The following is a 14,287-nucleotide window of genomic DNA, read 5'->3' as shown; positions in this document are numbered from 1 at the left end:
GCGGAGCACTAACATGATCCAAATGCAAACTAACCTGGACGTTGCAGATAACAGCGGCGCTCGCAGGGTTCAGTGTATTAAGGTTCTGGGTGGCTCGCATCGCCGTTATGCAGGTATCGGTGACATCATCAAAGTTACTGTTAAGGAAGCAATTCCTCGCGGTAAAGTTAAAAAAGGTGACGTACTGAACGCAGTGGTGGTGCGTACTAGAAAAGGCGTTCGTCGTGCAGATGGTTCTTCCATCCGTTTCGATAATAACGCGGCTGTTTTGTTGAATGCCAACAAGCAACCAATTGGTACGCGTATCTTTGGACCGGTTACACGTGAGCTGAGAAGTGAAAACTTCATGAAGATCATCTCACTGGCCCCAGAGGTACTATAAGGAGTCACGATAATGGCTAATAAAATTCGTCGTGATGATGAAGTAGTCGTATTAGCGGGCAAAGACAAAGGTAAGCAGGGCAAAGTCCTGAAAGTACTAGTGTCTGAAGACCGCGTAGTTGTAGAAGGTGTAAACCTTGTCAAGAAACACCAGAAGCCTAACCCGCACGCGGGCGAGCCTGGCGGTATCATTGAGAAGGAAGCATCTATTCACGTTTCTAATGTAGCGATTGTTAACCCGGCAACGGGCAAAGCAGATCGCGTTGGTTTCCGTTTCGAAGACGAGAAGAAAGTACGTTTCTTCAAGTCTAACGGCGAACTTGTTTAATTAATTGGAGAGTACGATGGCGAAACTGCATGATTTCTATAAAGAAACAGTAGTAGCTGAACTTGCGAAGCAGTTCGGGTACAAAAGCGTCATGCAAGTCCCTCGGATTGAAAAAATCACCCTGAACATGGGTCTGGGTGAAGCAATTGCTGACAAGAAGATCCTTGAGAATGCTCAAGCTGACATGGCGGCTATCGCCGGTCAGAAGCCGATTGTCACAGTTGCACGTAAATCAGTAGCGGGTTTCAAAATCCGTGAAGGTTATCCGATTGGCTGTAAAGTAACCCTGCGCGGTGAACGTATGTGGGAATTTCTGGAGCGTTTTATCTCCATTGCAATCCCGCGTATCCGCGACTTCCGTGGTTTGAATCCAAAATCATTCGACGGACGTGGTAACTACAGCATGGGCGTGCGTGAGCAAATCATTTTCCCTGAAATCGACTTTGATAAAGTTGACCAGGTCCGCGGTATGGATATCACTATCACTACCTCAGCGGAATCAAATGAAGAAGCACGTGCTCTGCTGGACGCGTTTAACTTCCCATTCAAAAAATAGGGGTGTAGGGTTATGGCAAAAGAATCAATGAAGGCTCGCGAAGTCAAGCGTGCAAAGCTTGTTGCTAAGTACGCTGAAAAGCGCGCCGCACTTAAAGCGATTATCAGCGATGTTAACGCTTCTGAAGAAGAGCGTTGGGACGCTGTTCTGAAGCTACAACAACTACCACGTGACAGCAGTAAGTCTCGTCAGCAAAACCGCTGCCGTATTACTGGCCGTCCACATGGTTACCTACGCAAATTTGGTCTTAGCCGTATCAAGCTGCGTGAAGCAGCAATGCGCGGTGAAGTCCCTGGCTTGAAAAAAGCCAGCTGGTAAGGAGTAGCTGATAATGAGCATGCAAGATCCTATCGCGGATATGTTTACCCGCATCCGTAACGGCCAGATGGCACAGAAAGTTTCTGTCGCTATGCCTTCTTCTAAGCTGCGCGCTGCAATTTGTGGCGTTCTGAAAGCTGAAGGTTATATCACAGACTTCGCTGTATCTGGTGACGTTAAGCCTGTTTTGGAAGTAGAACTTAAATACTTCGAAGGCAAGCAAGTAATTGACACTATCGAACGTGTTAGCCGCCCAGGCCTGCGCATCTATAAGAAAAAAGATGAGCTGCCTAAAGTACTTGGTGGTCTAGGCGTAGCTATCGTGTCAACTTCTAAAGGTGTGATGACTGACCGTGCAGCGCGTAAAGCTGGCATGGGCGGTGAGATCATCGGTTATGTAGCGTAATCGGAGGAGTTGAAATGTCACGAGTAGCAAAAGCCCCGGTAGACGTTGTATCTGGCGTAGAAATTACTATCGCCGGCCAAGACGTTACTGTTAAAGGTAAAAATGGCACCCTGACTCGCCACTTCAATGAAGCGGTAGAAGTTGTTCAGGAAGAAAACCAGCTGAAAGCACTTCCTCGCGAAGGTTTTGCTAACGCATGGGCACAAGCAGGTACTGTACGTGCACTTCTGAACATGATGATTCATGGTGTTACAGAAGGTTTTGAGAAGAAGCTTCAGTTAAACGGTGTTGGTTACCGTGCACAAGCACAAGGTACCAAACTGAACCTGACGCTAGGTTTCTCACACCCTGTTGTTTACGAAATGCCTGAAGGCATTACGGTTGAAACTCCTAGCCAAACTGAAATCGTCGTCAAAGGCGCCGATAAGCAGGTGGTAGGACAGGTTGCGGCGAACATTCGCGCGTACCGTCCACCTGAGCCTTATAAAGGTAAAGGTGTTCGTTATGCAGACGAACATGTACGTCGTAAAGAAGCTAAGAAAAAGTAGGTGGGTGATACGATGGATAAGAAAGCAGCTCGCTTGCGTCGCGCAACTCGCGCACGCGCAAAAATTCGTGAACTGGCCGCGCATCGCTTGGTTGTAAACCGTACACCTCGCCATATTTATGCTCAGCTAATCGCTCCTTGCGGTTCTGAAGTATTGGCGGCGGCTTCTACCGTTGAAAAAGATCTTGTTAAAGATCTTAAATCAACAGGCAATGCTGAAGCAGCGGCAGTGGTTGGTAAGTTAATCGCAGAGCGCGCAATCGAAAAAGGCATCAAAGATGTTGCTTTTGATCGCAGCGGTTTCCGTTATCACGGTCGTGTTAAAGCATTAGCTGATGCAGCTCGCGAAGCTGGCCTTCAGTTCTAGGAGTTTATAATGGCTAAACAAGAAGTTCAAAACGGTGATATGCTGGAAAAATTGATCGCTGTTAACCGCGTTTCTAAAGTGGTTAAAGGTGGTCGTATCTTCAGTTTCACTGCATTGACTGTAGTTGGTGATGGCAACGGTCGCGTTGGCTTCGGTTACGGTAAAGCACGTGAAGTGCCAGCCGCTATCCAGAAGGCAATGGAAAAGGCTCGTCGTAACATGGTTACGGTTGACCTGAAAGGCCACACACTGCAGCACCCAATTAAAGGTCGTCACTCTGGCTCTAAAGTTTACATGCAGCCTGCATCAGAAGGTACCGGTATCATTGCCGGCGGTGCGATGCGTGCAGTACTTGAAGTAGCTGGTGTACAAAACGTACTTTCAAAATGTTACGGCTCGACTAACCCAATGAACGTTGTTCGCGCAACGATCAATGCACTAACAGAGATGAATTCTCCTGCTGGTGTTGCTGCCAAGCGTGGGTTGTCAGTAGAAGAGATTTTGGGGTAAGCAAACATGGCAACGATTAAAGTTAAGCAAACGAAAAGTGCAATTGGCCGTCTGCCAAAGCACAAAGCGACGCTGAAAGGCCTTGGTCTGCGTAAAATCAACCATGTTCGCGAGTTGGAAGATACCCCAGCTGTCCGTGGCATGATCAACCGTGTACATTACATGGTTGAAATCGTCGAGGAGTAAGACATGCGTTTGAATGAAATTTCTCCTGCACCTGGTGCGAAGCAATCTGGTAAACGCCTTGGCCGTGGTATCGGCTCAGGTCTTGGTAAAACTGGTGGCCGCGGTCACAAGGGTCAGAAAAGCCGTTCAGGCGGTTCTGTGAAGCCAGGATTTGAAGGTGGTCAGATGCCAATTCAGCGCCGTCTGCCTAAGTTTGGTTTCAAATCACGTGTTGGCTTCGTCACAGACCAAGTTACACTGAACGAAATCGCGAAGGTTGATGGTGATACAGCTTCTCTTGAGACGCTTAAAGCAGCTGGTATTGTGAAAAAGCACATCCAGTTTGTTAAAGTCGTTAAAAGTGGTGAAGTATCACGCGCTGTAACGGTTAGCGGGTTAAAGGTGACAAAAGGCGCTCGCGAAGCGATTGAAGCTGCCGGCGGTAAAGTAGAGGAATAAGCTAGATGGCTAAACCAGGATTGGATTCGGGCGCTAAAAGCGGCCTTAGTGAGCTTAAGGCGAGATTGTTGTTCGTGCTCGGCGCGATCGTAGTATTCCGGTTGGGCTCATATGTGCCTATCCCGGGTATCGATCCTGCGGTTCTTGCCGACTTATTCGAGCAGCAAAAAGGTACCATCGTAGAAATGTTTAACATGTTCTCTGGTGGTGCTCTTGAGCGTGCATCCGTTCTGGCTTTGGGCATTATGCCATACATTACTGCGTCCATTATCATGCAGTTGCTCACGGTGGTTCATCCACCGATGATGGAGCTTAAAAAAGAAGGTGAGGCAGGCCGTCGTAAAATTAGTCAGTACACGCGTTATTTAACGCTGGTACTGGCTACATTCCAATCAATTGGAATTGCGACGAATCTGCCTAACCTGATTAATGGATTGGTGATAAGTCCTGGCTTCGGATTCTACTTTACAGCGGTAGTCAGCTTGGTCACAGGAACTATGTTCCTGATGTGGCTGGGTGAGCAGATTACTGAACGGGGTATCGGTAACGGTATCTCAATATTGATATTTGCTGGTATTGTTGCCGGTCTGCCAACAGCGATAGGTCAGACTGCGGAACAAGCAAGACAGGGCGACATTAACCTGTTGTTCCTGCTACTGATTGGCGCCATTGTTATTGGCCTGATTTATCTGGTGGTGTTCGTTGAACGTGCACAACGCCGGATTGTGGTAAACTACGCAAAGCGTCAGCAGGGCCGTAAGGTGTATGCTGCGCAAAGCACACATTTACCACTGAAGGTAAACATGGCTGGGGTTATCCCACCAATCTTTGCTTCCAGCATCATTCTGTTTCCAGGAACTATCGCAGGATGGTTTGGTCAGAATGAATCAACAGCATGGTTGCAGGATGTAGCATTAATGCTATCTCCGGGTCAGCCGCTGTACGTGATGCTTTATGCAACAGCGATTATATTCTTCTGTTTCTTCTATACCGCGCTGGTATTTAACCCTCGCGATACAGCAGATAACCTGAAGAAGTCTGGTGCATTTATTCCTGGTATCCGTCCGGGAGAGCAGACATCACGTTATATCGATAAAGTAATGACTCGCCTGACACTGGCTGGCGCACTTTACATAACCTTTATTTGTTTGGTGCCTGAATTCATGCTAATTGCCTGGAACGTGCCGTTCTACTTCGGTGGTACGTCACTGTTAATTATCGTGGTAGTTATCATGGACTTTATGGCGCAGGTACAGACACATCTGATGTCTAGTCAGTATGAGTCTGTTCTGAAGAAAGCTAATCTGAAAGGCTACGGCCGCTAAGATTAGTGCACTACGGAGTGATGTAATGAAAGTTCGTGCATCAGTAAAGAAGATTTGCCGTAACTGTAAAGTCATCAAGCGCAACGGCGTTGTGCGTGTGATTTGTACAGAGCCAAAGCATAAGCAAAGGCAAGGTTAATCTAAATACGCGGTACAGATTATCGATAGATGTAAGCTGAACCTTACAGGTTCAGCTTAGTCTGTTACGGTATGATGAACCTTAGGTTGCAATTTAGTCGACGGGTAAGTATCCTATCGGGCTTTTTAGGCTGTCGACCATAATTAAATAGAGGAGTGCTGTTAATGGCCCGTATCGCTGGCATTAACATTCCTGAACACAAGCACACTGTAATCGCGCTTCAAGCGATTTACGGTGTAGGCTCAACTCGTGCTAAAGCGATTTGTGCTAACGCTGGTGTTGCAGAATCAACAAAAATCAAAGATCTTGACGAAGCGACTGTAGAGAAGCTACGTGAAGAAGTGGGCAAGTTCACTGTAGAAGGTGATCTTCGCCGTGAAATTTCCATGAGCATCAAACGTCTGATGGACCTGGGTTGCTTCCGTGGCATCCGCCACCGTCGTAGCTTGCCTCTACGTGGTCAGCGCACTAAAACTAATGCGCGTACCCGTAAAGGTCCTCGTAAGCCAATCAAGAAGTAAGCGGGGGAGTATAAGTTATGGCTAAACAACCAACTCGTACAACGCGTAAACGCGCTAAACGTCAGGTTGCAGACGGTATGGCCCATATCCATGCGTCTTTCAACAACACTATTGTGACTATCACAGACCGTTCTGGTAATGCACTAGCATGGGCAACGTCTGGTGGTTCAGGTTTCCGTGGTTCACGTAAATCTACGCCTTTCGCTGCACAGGTTGCTGCTGAACGTGCCGGCGTTGCCGCACAAGAATACGGTCTGAAAAACCTAGAAGTTTTCGTTAAAGGTCCAGGTCCAGGCCGTGAGTCTGCGATTCGTGCACTTAACGCAACTGGTTATAAGATCACAAACATTACCGATGTGACTCCTATTCCTCACAACGGTTGTCGTCCACCGAAAAAACGTCGCGTTTAATCGACGGACAGTTGGAGAAAGAACATGGCAAGATATTTGGGTCCAAAACTCAAACTTAGCCGTCGCGAAGGAACCGATCTGTTCCTGAAAAGCGGCGTTCGCGCAATCGATTCTAAGTGTAAAATCGATACAGCGCCTGGTCAGCACGGTGCCCGTCGTGGCCGTCTGTCTGACTACGGTGTTCAGCTGCGTGAAAAGCAAAAAGTTCGTCGTATGTACGGCGTTCTGGAAAAACAATTCCGCAACTACTACAAAGAAGCTGCACGTCTGAAAGGCAACACAGGTGAAAACCTGCTGCAACTTTTAGAACAGCGTCTTGATAACGTAGTATACCGGATGGGATTCGCCAGCACGCGTGCAGAAGCTCGTCAGCTGGTTAGCCACAAAGCGATCATGGTAAATGGCCGTTGTGTGAATATTCCATCTTTTAACGTTTCTGCCGAAGACGTGGTTTCTGTTCGTGAAAAAGCTAAAAAGCAAGCGCGTATCGTTGCTGCTTTAGAACTGGCTGACCAACGTGAGAAGCCAACCTGGATTGAAGTAGACAGCAGCAAAATGGAAGGCACTTTCAAGCGCGTTCCAGAAAGAACTGATCTGTCTGCGGAAATTAACGAACAGTTGATCGTCGAACTTTACTCTAAGTAAAGCTAACTAAAGAGGAAGCATTGTGGGTTCTGTGACTGAATTCCTAAAACCGAGATTAGTTGAGATCGAGAACGTTTCTCCTACTCGTGCCAAAGTAACTTTGGAACCGCTGGAGCGTGGCTTCGGCCATACTCTGGGTAACGCCCTGCGTCGTATCCTGCTGTCATCCATGCCAGGATGCGCGGTTACTGAAGTAGAAATTGACGGCGTATTACACGAGTACAGCACCAAAGAAGGTGTACAAGAAGACGTAATCGAAATTCTACTGAATCTGAAAGGTTTAGCGGTTCGTCTTGAAAACAAAGACGAAGCTACGCTAACTATAGTGAAGTCTGGCGCTGGCCCTGTTGTTGCTGGTGATATTCAGCATGATGGTGATGTAGAAATTGTGAACCCTGACCACGTTATTTGTACATTGACTGGCGAAGCTGAAATCAGCTTGCGCATCAAAGTAGAAATGGGTCGCGGATATATTCCAGCTTCTACCCGTCGCTCCTCAGAAGATGATGATCGTCCAATTGGTCGTTTGTTAGTAGATGCTTCATTCAGCCCGGTTGAACGTATTGCATACACTGTTGAGTCTGCTCGTGTTGAACAACGCACAGACTTAGACAAGTTAATCATCGATATGGAAACCAACGGCACTTTGGATCCTGAAGAAGCGATCCGCCGTTCAGCAACAATCCTTGCTGAGCAGCTAGATGCCTTTGTTGACCTGCGTGATGTTTCTGAGCCAGTACAGAAAGAAGAGAAGCCGGAGTTCGATCCGATTCTACTTCGCCCTGTAGATGACTTAGAGCTGACAGTACGTTCTGCAAACTGTTTGAAGGCGGAAGCTATCCAGTACATTGGTGACCTGGTTCAGCGTACCGAGGTGGAATTACTTAAGACACCTAACCTTGGTAAGAAATCGCTAACTGAAATCAAAGATGTGTTAGCCTCTCGTGGTCTATCTCTGGGCATGCGCCTGGAAAACTGGCCACCAGAGAGCATCGCTGACAAAGATTAATCAGGTTTTTATCAAACTGATTTGTAGAGAAGGATAAAACTATGCGCCATCGTAAGAGTGGTCGTCAGTTGAATCGCAACAGCAGCCATCGTCAAGCTATGTTCAAAAACATGGCCGGCTCTTTGGTCAAGCACGAAGTGATCAAAACGACGTTACCCAAAGCGAAAGAATTACGTCGCGTAATCGAGCCTCTAATCACACTTGCTAAGCAAGACAGTGTTGCAAACCGCCGTCTGGCCTTTGCACGCACTGGTGATAAAGAGGTTGTAGGTAAACTGTTTAACGACCTAGGCCCTCGCTATGAGAGCCGTCCAGGCGGTTACACTCGCATTCTTAAATGCGGTTTCCGTGCTGGTGACAATGCCCCAATGGCATTCGTTGAACTAGTAGACCGCCCTGAAGTTGAAGCTGCAGAAGAAGCAGAAGCAACGGAAGAGTAAGCTCTAAAAGCTTTATATAAAAAACCCCGCTTCGGCGGGGTTTTTTTGTATAATAAAATTATAAAATCTTGAAATGTCAGGATAGAGCGATTTCCTAACTTATGGTATTTTCCACAATAGTATTATTTTGACTTATCAAGTAAATAAACTTTTGCTGTAGAAAAAATCGAACAAAGCAAAGGCTTTGTATTAGCAAAAATTAATAAATTCAAAGTCTGGAGTTGAATAGTGTTAACATTCAAGCGTAAATCGGATAGTAATAAAGATCTATTACAGTTAAAAAATTCTATTCTATTTAATAAAGAATTTTATCTTGAACAAAATAGGGATGTGGCTCAAGCAGGTATTGATCCTTTTGAACATTATTTGAACTTTGGTTTTAAAGAAGGTCGGAACCCAAATCCGTACTTTGATAGCAAGTGGTATTCAAACGAATATAGATTAGCTAATGATGAAAACCCGCTTTTACACTATTTATCTAAAGGGTGGAAACAGAATAATAAAACTATTGGCTGGTTCGATATTTCTGAGTATAGAAAAATTGCTAATTTAAATATTGAAGTCGACCCGCTTGAGCATTTTTTGACCGCTGGAGACGTGAAACAGGTAAAGGATTTTTTCAAGCCAACAGCAGACTGGGCCTATAATTTTCTAAAAAGCACAAAAGCTTTTGATAAAAATTGGTATTTAGAAAGGTATCCTGACCTACAAAACGTTGATATTGATCCTCTTTGGCACTTTTGTCATGCAGGGGCTTTTGAGGATAGAGATCCTCATAGGTATTTTAAAACCAAATGGTATCGCCAAACGAATATGATACCTTATGATGTTAATCCGCTTCTACATTTCTTGATATTCGGCCAAGATGAAAATCGACACCCTAGTTTTGAATTAAATATAAAAGATTTTTCTGAACGCTATAAATTGAAAGAAAATTGCGTTGATGTATTAACTTTTATAAGCGAAACAAATAATATCATAATTAATCGATTGGATTATGGCCGAAATGATGTTAAAAGAATAATCGACAGTAAGCTTTTTCTTTTCGGCTGGTATGGTATGGAGTATCCTGACCTTAAAGGACAAGATTTTCTTTTACATTACTGTTTACATGGCTATAAAGAGGGAAGAAATCCAAACCCTTTTTTCGATTCTTCTTGGTACTCCAAAACGTATTTAACGGATAGTCTCGACACTGAGAAGGTGGTTAACCCCTTATTGCATTATATAGAGATAGGGGCCAAGAATGGATATCACCCTTCAGTAAGGTTCGATATACAAAAATATTTAAAAGAATATTTAAAAGATAAGACTATCGAGCCACTTTCCTATTATCTTCATTACGGAAGAAATGAGAATCACATTGCCTATGAGGTTAGAGGTGAGATTTCAGGTTTAGAAAAAAGCATTACAACCCGTAGTAGTGTTTTACCCTATCATCTTTCTGGCTATAGTTATTTTAAAGATTCAGAGTTAACGCCTGGCTCAAAAATATTTCATAAGAAAAATCTGAATATACATTTTGTAGTACCTGACTTTGGTGTTGGCGGTGGCGGGCACATGAACATTTTCAGAATGCTACAGTACTTTGAAAAGTTCGGCCATTCTATAACCATATGGATCTATAATCCCACGTTGCATATAACTGAAGATGATGCTTACCAAGATATTGTTCGCTACTACTACACACTTAAGGCAGAAGTGAAATTTGTAGATGAATATTTTGTAAAAAAAGCGAGTGGAGATATTATTATTGCATCGTCATGGGATACAGTGTACCCGGTAATGGCAGCTCGTTCTTTTAAGTCCCGCTTCTATTTTGTTCAAGACTATGAACCTCTTTTTTATCCAACGGGAGCAATGAGTGAGTTGGCGAAGCTCACTTACAAAAAAAATATTGACTGTATCTGTGCCAGTTCTTGGCTTGAACATGTGATGAGTAGTAAATTTAATCGGTGGGCTACTTCTTTTGAGCTAGCGGCTGATCAGACAATATTCTATCCTAGACGGGATATTGAAAGAATATCGAACACTCCTGTAATAGTTTTATATGCTCGTATCCATACAGAAAGGAGAGCTGTAGAGCTAGCTCTTTTGGCATTAGACAAGCTATATAGTAAAGGCGTTTCATTTCACGTCGTAATGTATGGTATAGAAGCAAGTCCTTCTGATTTTCCTTTTAGTTGTGAAGTTTACAAGAGTAGAACACCTGAACAGCTAGCAACAATTTATAATTCTGGAACTATAGGCGTTGTATTTTCAATGACTAATTACTCATTAGTTCCGCAAGAAATGATGGCGAGTGGTCTTCCTGTACTCGAATTTGACTGCGAAAGTACACAATATACTTATCCAGAAGGTACGGTCACTTTATCAGGCCCCGATCCACAAGATATTGCAGCCAAGATTGAAGAATTGTTGCTTAATAAAACTTTACGAGAGCAACAAGCAAAAAAAGCCCTCAGTTGGGTAGAAAAGTTTTCCTGGTATGGTGCAGCTACTAAGGTAGAAAAAAGTATCCTTAGCCGTTTAGAAGAGAAGGGATTTGTAGAAGCTAACGAAACTCCTGGCAACACAAGTTGCAAGGCTACGGTTGTAATACCAACATATAACGGAGGTAGTCTGCTACACGAAGTTATAGACAGGATTAAAGATCAACATGTTCCTTGGCAGTATGAAATTTTGATTATTGATAGTAGCTCTACCGATGGTTCTGTTGACAAGTATATAAATGATGGAAGAATAAACTTAAAAGTCATACCGCAAAAAGATTTTAACCATGGTGCTACAAGAAATTTTGCAGTTGAAATCGCTGAGGGAGAATTTGTTGCATTCATTACTCAAGATGCATTACCTGCAGATTCAATGTGGCTTTATAACTTGGTATCTGTTTTAGAACATTATAGTGATGCAGCTGGCGTCTATGGCAAACATATTGCCCACAAAAACGCCACCTTTTATACAAAGCGAGAAATAGAAAATCATTTTGATGGATTAAATTGTTACTCATTGATAAAGAGCAAACATACAGAGAAGCCCAATGATATTTCTGATGAGCATTGGATGGGTATCTTACGATTTTATAGTGATAATAACAGTTGCTTAAGAAAATCCGCTTGGAAGAATATACCTTATCGTGAAGTTAAATACGGTGAAGACCAAGTGTGGGCGTCCGATATTATTAATTCTGGCGGAGCTATCGTATATAGCCCATCAGCAATAGTTGAACATAGTCATGATTACTCTGCAGAAGATACTTACGCTCGTTCTTTGATCGACGGAGACTATTTCAACTATTTTTGGGAAGAAAAAATAGTCGATGACATAAATGTCGACAAAGTTATAAAAGAGTTTAAAAAAGAGGCGAAGAAGGTCGGTCTGGAGAATGGTTTCTCCGATGAGATTATTCTCGAAAGATGTAAGATTATTGAGGCAAGATACAAGGGCTATTTAGATGGGTCTAAGAGTTCTCCTTCTCTCTTTTGTTCTACTAATAATAAGCGGAGTAAATTCTGATGCTTATTTACGGTAATGGTCAGATAGCAAAAGAATTTAAGAAATGTAATATAGATAACTTAACTATATTCGCAAGTGGTGTGTCTAATTCAAGATGCGAAGATAAAACAGAGTTCTCGCGCGAAAGAAATCTTTTACTGAAAGCGTTGGAAGAAAGTCCTTTAGAAAGTTTATTTGTCTATTTCAGTAGTGCGGCGTTATCCCTTGGCCAGGGAGAGGTTAATGATTATTATACTCACAAGCTCTCAATGGAGTATATAATAAAGAGTAGTGGAAAAAGATTCTTGATTCTTAGAATTCCACAATTGTTTGCAGGTTATAAAAAGCATCCTACTTTAATAAATTATCTAATTGAGAAAGTGCTAAAAGAAGAAATGTTTGACCTCCAAACTAAAGCTACAAGATATCTAGTAGATGTTAAAGATATTGTAGCCTTCACTAAATACTTTCATTCCTGCGAATCTGAATTTAACAACCGTATCTTAGATTTTGCTAATCCTTATTGTTATGAAATAAAAGAAATAGTATCTGATATAGAAAGAATATACTCTAAGAAAGCTCGTTATAATGAAGTGAATGAAGGAATGCAGTATAATCTTGATCTGGACTATCTGAATGACTTAGATATTTTTTCTGACTTCGGAAGGAACTATTTCTATGAAAGGTTGAATACGTATAATGAAATCTAAAAAAAAGTCTCTGATTTTACATATTGGCACAGGTAAAACCGCAACCACAGCTATTCAGCATTTCTTGTATAATTCCCATGCTTATTTGTCAAAGTTTAATGCGAAGTATGTGGAGTCTGGCTTGATAGATGATAATCATCATTTGCTATGTAGAAACTTTATGAGAGGTCATACATCAACCCAAGATGATATTTCACAATCTATATTAGATCTTAAAAAAGAACTATCTGAATCAGATTACTCGTCATACATAGTTAGTAGTGAATATTTTCCAGGTTTAGCTCTTGAAGAAATCAAAGAACTTGCTGAAGCTGTTTCTGGGTTAGCCGAAGTCAAGGTGATAGTTTATTTACGCAGACAAGATCGGTATCTAGAGTCATGGTATCTTCAATTACTTAAATCTGGGAATTTCAATCATAGTCTAGAAGTTCTTAGAGAAAGGCTCATACAAGATAAGATTTTCGATTATCCGTACCTAATAGATTTATGGTCTAAAATCTTTGGGAAAAATAATGTTATAGTTAGACCGTATGAAAAAAGTCAGTTTTTCAAGAGCGACATACTGAAGGATTTTCTGAATTCATTAGATATGTTTGACGAAGAATTTGAGGTGCAGATAAAAAGCATTAGCGCTAATAGCAGTCTATCGAGACAACAAGCGATTTTAGGAAATAAAATACTTTCTATGTACGAATCTCCATCTTCAGAGCTTATATCATTTGTACGTACACCTATTTTGGGATATAAGGGTGATATAGACTTAATGAACTTCATCGAGCGAAAACAATTTTTAAGTTTATTTGAAGAAGATAACCGATTACTTTCTAATATGTATTTAAATGGTGAGTCATTTTTTGGGGAAATTCAGAGTGAAAAGACTTCTTTCTGGTTGGATTCTGAATTATTGTTGAAGTTTACGGATGCAATGACTCTGTTAGGCGAGGCTGAATTTATAAAAGCGAAAAATAGTTTAATTCAAATTTTAGATAATCTTCTGGAAGAAGAAAGTTTAAACGATGAATATAAATTATATAGGAGATTTTTATATAATTTCAAACCGTTTAGCATTTGAAAGAATTTTAACTTTGGCTGTACAGAATGAAAACTATAATTACTTATGGAACTTTCGACCTATTTCATGTTGGTCATGTAAGATTACTCCGTCGCCTCAAAAAACTCGGTGATCGCTTAGTAGTCGGTTTATCTACCGATGAATTCAACAAAGTAAAAGGCAAGGAAGTGATTATTCCTTATGCTGATCGTTATGAAATACTGATGGCTTGTCAGTACGTTGACGATGTTTTCCCAGAAGATAACTGGCAGCAGAAGCGCGATGATATTATTCGAGAAAAAGCAGATATCTTCGCCATTGGGGATGACTGGGCGGGGAAATTTGATGACCTGGAAGATATTGTTAACGTACTATACCTGCCACGTACTCAGAATGTGTCTACAACAGAATTGAAAACTGTGTTGCGTAAAATTGATCAGGATAAAATTGACGAAGTAAAAAACGTTGCATCTCATTTAACTGAGCTGGTAAGTAAGCTTTAATT

Annotated in this window: 21 protein-coding genes; all 21 read left to right on the top strand. The window is 42.3% G+C overall.

Annotated features, from left to right (window positions below; genetic code table 11):
- The first annotated feature begins 13 nt into the window (after nt 1-13).
- The 21 genes from rplN to EZV72_RS15760 all read left to right on the top strand — a co-directional run bounded on the left by rplN (nt 14) and on the right by EZV72_RS15760 (nt 14,285).
- Nucleotides 14-382 carry a 50S ribosomal protein L14 gene (gene rplN, locus EZV72_RS15860; protein WP_137168140.1) on the top strand — a complete coding sequence of 123 codons (369 nt, stop codon included), beginning with the start codon at nt 14-16 and terminating at the stop codon, nt 380-382.
- Between the two features lie 12 nt (nt 383-394).
- Nucleotides 395-709, top strand: coding sequence for a 50S ribosomal protein L24 (rplX, locus tag EZV72_RS15855; protein WP_137168139.1), 315 nt, complete (start codon nt 395-397; stop codon nt 707-709).
- A gap of 16 nt (nt 710-725) precedes the next feature.
- On the top strand, nt 726-1,265 hold the full coding sequence (rplE, locus tag EZV72_RS15850; protein ID WP_137168138.1) for a 50S ribosomal protein L5: 540 nt from the start codon (nt 726-728) through the stop codon (nt 1,263-1,265).
- Between the two features lie 12 nt (nt 1,266-1,277).
- Nucleotides 1,278-1,583 carry a 30S ribosomal protein S14 gene (gene rpsN, locus EZV72_RS15845; RefSeq protein ID WP_137168137.1) on the top strand — a complete coding sequence of 102 codons (306 nt, stop codon included), beginning with the start codon at nt 1,278-1,280 and terminating at the stop codon, nt 1,581-1,583.
- Between the two features lie 13 nt (nt 1,584-1,596).
- Nucleotides 1,597-1,989, top strand: a complete 393-nt coding sequence (rpsH, locus tag EZV72_RS15840; RefSeq protein ID WP_137168136.1) for a 30S ribosomal protein S8 — start codon at nt 1,597-1,599, stop codon at nt 1,987-1,989.
- Between the two features lie 14 nt (nt 1,990-2,003).
- Nucleotides 2,004-2,537: a 50S ribosomal protein L6 gene (gene rplF, locus EZV72_RS15835; protein ID WP_137168135.1), complete on the top strand. Its 534-nt coding sequence runs from the start codon at nt 2,004-2,006 to the stop codon at nt 2,535-2,537.
- A 12-nt stretch (nt 2,538-2,549) separates the two neighbouring features.
- The gene (gene rplR / locus EZV72_RS15830) at nt 2,550-2,903 is read left to right on the top strand and encodes a 50S ribosomal protein L18 (RefSeq protein ID WP_137168134.1); all 354 of its coding nucleotides are present in this window, start codon (nt 2,550-2,552) and stop codon (nt 2,901-2,903) included.
- Between the two features lie 9 nt (nt 2,904-2,912).
- Entirely contained in the window at nt 2,913-3,413 is a 501-nt protein-coding gene (rpsE, locus tag EZV72_RS15825) for a 30S ribosomal protein S5 (protein WP_137168133.1), read from the top strand.
- A 6-nt stretch (nt 3,414-3,419) separates the two neighbouring features.
- Nucleotides 3,420-3,599 carry a 50S ribosomal protein L30 gene (gene rpmD / locus EZV72_RS15820; RefSeq protein ID WP_012519220.1) on the top strand — a complete coding sequence of 60 codons (180 nt, stop codon included), beginning with the start codon at nt 3,420-3,422 and terminating at the stop codon, nt 3,597-3,599.
- 3 nt (nt 3,600-3,602) lie between these two features.
- Nucleotides 3,603-4,037: a 50S ribosomal protein L15 gene (gene rplO, locus EZV72_RS15815; RefSeq protein ID WP_137168132.1), complete on the top strand. Its 435-nt coding sequence runs from the start codon at nt 3,603-3,605 to the stop codon at nt 4,035-4,037.
- A gap of 5 nt (nt 4,038-4,042) precedes the next feature.
- Entirely contained in the window at nt 4,043-5,362 is a 1,320-nt protein-coding gene (gene secY, locus EZV72_RS15810) for a preprotein translocase subunit SecY (protein ID WP_137168131.1), read from the top strand.
- 25 nt (nt 5,363-5,387) lie between these two features.
- Nucleotides 5,388-5,501, top strand: coding sequence for a 50S ribosomal protein L36 (gene rpmJ / locus EZV72_RS15805; protein WP_013786217.1), 114 nt, complete (start codon nt 5,388-5,390; stop codon nt 5,499-5,501).
- 164 nt (nt 5,502-5,665) lie between these two features.
- Nucleotides 5,666-6,022: a 30S ribosomal protein S13 gene (rpsM, locus tag EZV72_RS15800; RefSeq protein ID WP_137168130.1), complete on the top strand. Its 357-nt coding sequence runs from the start codon at nt 5,666-5,668 to the stop codon at nt 6,020-6,022.
- A gap of 17 nt (nt 6,023-6,039) precedes the next feature.
- Complete coding sequence (gene rpsK, locus EZV72_RS15795; RefSeq protein ID WP_137168129.1) at nt 6,040-6,432, top strand: 30S ribosomal protein S11; 393 nt, start codon at nt 6,040-6,042, stop codon at nt 6,430-6,432.
- 24 nt (nt 6,433-6,456) lie between these two features.
- Entirely contained in the window at nt 6,457-7,077 is a 621-nt protein-coding gene (gene rpsD, locus EZV72_RS15790; RefSeq protein ID WP_137168128.1) for a 30S ribosomal protein S4, read from the top strand.
- A 19-nt stretch (nt 7,078-7,096) separates the two neighbouring features.
- Entirely contained in the window at nt 7,097-8,086 is a 990-nt protein-coding gene (locus EZV72_RS15785) for a DNA-directed RNA polymerase subunit alpha (protein ID WP_137168127.1), read from the top strand.
- Nucleotides 8,087-8,127: 41 nt separating this feature from the next.
- The gene (gene rplQ / locus EZV72_RS15780; protein ID WP_137168126.1) at nt 8,128-8,526 is read left to right on the top strand and encodes a 50S ribosomal protein L17; all 399 of its coding nucleotides are present in this window, start codon (nt 8,128-8,130) and stop codon (nt 8,524-8,526) included.
- Nucleotides 8,527-8,754: 228 nt separating this feature from the next.
- On the top strand, nt 8,755-12,042 hold the full coding sequence (locus tag EZV72_RS15775) for a rhamnosyltransferase WsaF family glycosyltransferase (RefSeq protein WP_137168125.1): 3,288 nt from the start codon (nt 8,755-8,757) through the stop codon (nt 12,040-12,042).
- Entirely contained in the window at nt 12,042-12,731 is a 690-nt protein-coding gene (locus EZV72_RS15770; RefSeq protein WP_137168124.1) for an NAD(P)-dependent oxidoreductase, read from the top strand. The genes EZV72_RS15775 and EZV72_RS15770 overlap by 1 nt, the downstream gene beginning before the upstream one ends.
- Nucleotides 12,721-13,803 carry a hypothetical protein gene (locus tag EZV72_RS15765; protein WP_137168123.1) on the top strand — a complete coding sequence of 361 codons (1,083 nt, stop codon included), beginning with the start codon at nt 12,721-12,723 and terminating at the stop codon, nt 13,801-13,803. Before EZV72_RS15770 ends, EZV72_RS15765 begins: the two co-directional genes overlap by 11 nt.
- A gap of 26 nt (nt 13,804-13,829) precedes the next feature.
- On the top strand, nt 13,830-14,285 hold the full coding sequence (locus EZV72_RS15760; protein ID WP_137168122.1) for an adenylyltransferase/cytidyltransferase family protein: 456 nt from the start codon (nt 13,830-13,832) through the stop codon (nt 14,283-14,285).
- Nucleotides 14,286-14,287 lie beyond the last annotated feature (2 nt).

Source organism: Salinimonas lutimaris, assembly GCF_005222225.1.
Taxonomy (GTDB): Bacteria; Pseudomonadota; Gammaproteobacteria; order Enterobacterales; family Alteromonadaceae; genus Alteromonas; species Alteromonas lutimaris.
The sequence above is the reverse complement of the archived record's forward strand: the minus strand, read 5'-3'. Positions and strand labels throughout refer to the sequence as shown.

Excerpts from the sequence above, each read along its gene's own strand:
- rpmD (WP_012519220.1), top strand. The coding sequence starts at position 3,420 with ATGGCAACGATTAAAGTTAAGCAAACGAAAAGTGCAATTGGCCGTCTG.
- rplQ (WP_137168126.1), top strand. The coding sequence starts at position 8,128 with ATGCGCCATCGTAAGAGTGGTCGTCAGTTGAATCGCAACAGCAGCCAT.
- rpsN (WP_137168137.1), top strand. The coding sequence starts at position 1,278 with ATGGCAAAAGAATCAATGAAGGCTCGCGAAGTCAAGCGTGCAAAGCTT.
- rplF (WP_137168135.1), top strand. The coding sequence starts at position 2,004 with ATGTCACGAGTAGCAAAAGCCCCGGTAGACGTTGTATCTGGCGTAGAA.
- secY (WP_137168131.1), top strand. The coding sequence starts at position 4,043 with ATGGCTAAACCAGGATTGGATTCGGGCGCTAAAAGCGGCCTTAGTGAG.
- rpmJ (WP_013786217.1), top strand. The coding sequence starts at position 5,388 with ATGAAAGTTCGTGCATCAGTAAAGAAGATTTGCCGTAACTGTAAAGTC.
- rpsE (WP_137168133.1), top strand. The coding sequence starts at position 2,913 with ATGGCTAAACAAGAAGTTCAAAACGGTGATATGCTGGAAAAATTGATC.
- EZV72_RS15770 (WP_137168124.1), top strand. The coding sequence starts at position 12,042 with ATGCTTATTTACGGTAATGGTCAGATAGCAAAAGAATTTAAGAAATGT.
- rplO (WP_137168132.1), top strand. The coding sequence starts at position 3,603 with ATGCGTTTGAATGAAATTTCTCCTGCACCTGGTGCGAAGCAATCTGGT.
- rplN (WP_137168140.1), top strand. The coding sequence starts at position 14 with ATGATCCAAATGCAAACTAACCTGGACGTTGCAGATAACAGCGGCGCT.
- rplE (WP_137168138.1), top strand. The coding sequence starts at position 726 with ATGGCGAAACTGCATGATTTCTATAAAGAAACAGTAGTAGCTGAACTT.
- rplR (WP_137168134.1), top strand. The coding sequence starts at position 2,550 with ATGGATAAGAAAGCAGCTCGCTTGCGTCGCGCAACTCGCGCACGCGCA.
- rpsD (WP_137168128.1), top strand. The coding sequence starts at position 6,457 with ATGGCAAGATATTTGGGTCCAAAACTCAAACTTAGCCGTCGCGAAGGA.
- rpsM (WP_137168130.1), top strand. The coding sequence starts at position 5,666 with ATGGCCCGTATCGCTGGCATTAACATTCCTGAACACAAGCACACTGTA.
- rplX (WP_137168139.1), top strand. The coding sequence starts at position 395 with ATGGCTAATAAAATTCGTCGTGATGATGAAGTAGTCGTATTAGCGGGC.
- EZV72_RS15760 (WP_137168122.1), top strand. The coding sequence starts at position 13,830 with ATGAAAACTATAATTACTTATGGAACTTTCGACCTATTTCATGTTGGT.
- rpsH (WP_137168136.1), top strand. The coding sequence starts at position 1,597 with ATGAGCATGCAAGATCCTATCGCGGATATGTTTACCCGCATCCGTAAC.
- rpsK (WP_137168129.1), top strand. The coding sequence starts at position 6,040 with ATGGCTAAACAACCAACTCGTACAACGCGTAAACGCGCTAAACGTCAG.
- EZV72_RS15765 (WP_137168123.1), top strand. The coding sequence starts at position 12,721 with ATGAAATCTAAAAAAAAGTCTCTGATTTTACATATTGGCACAGGTAAA.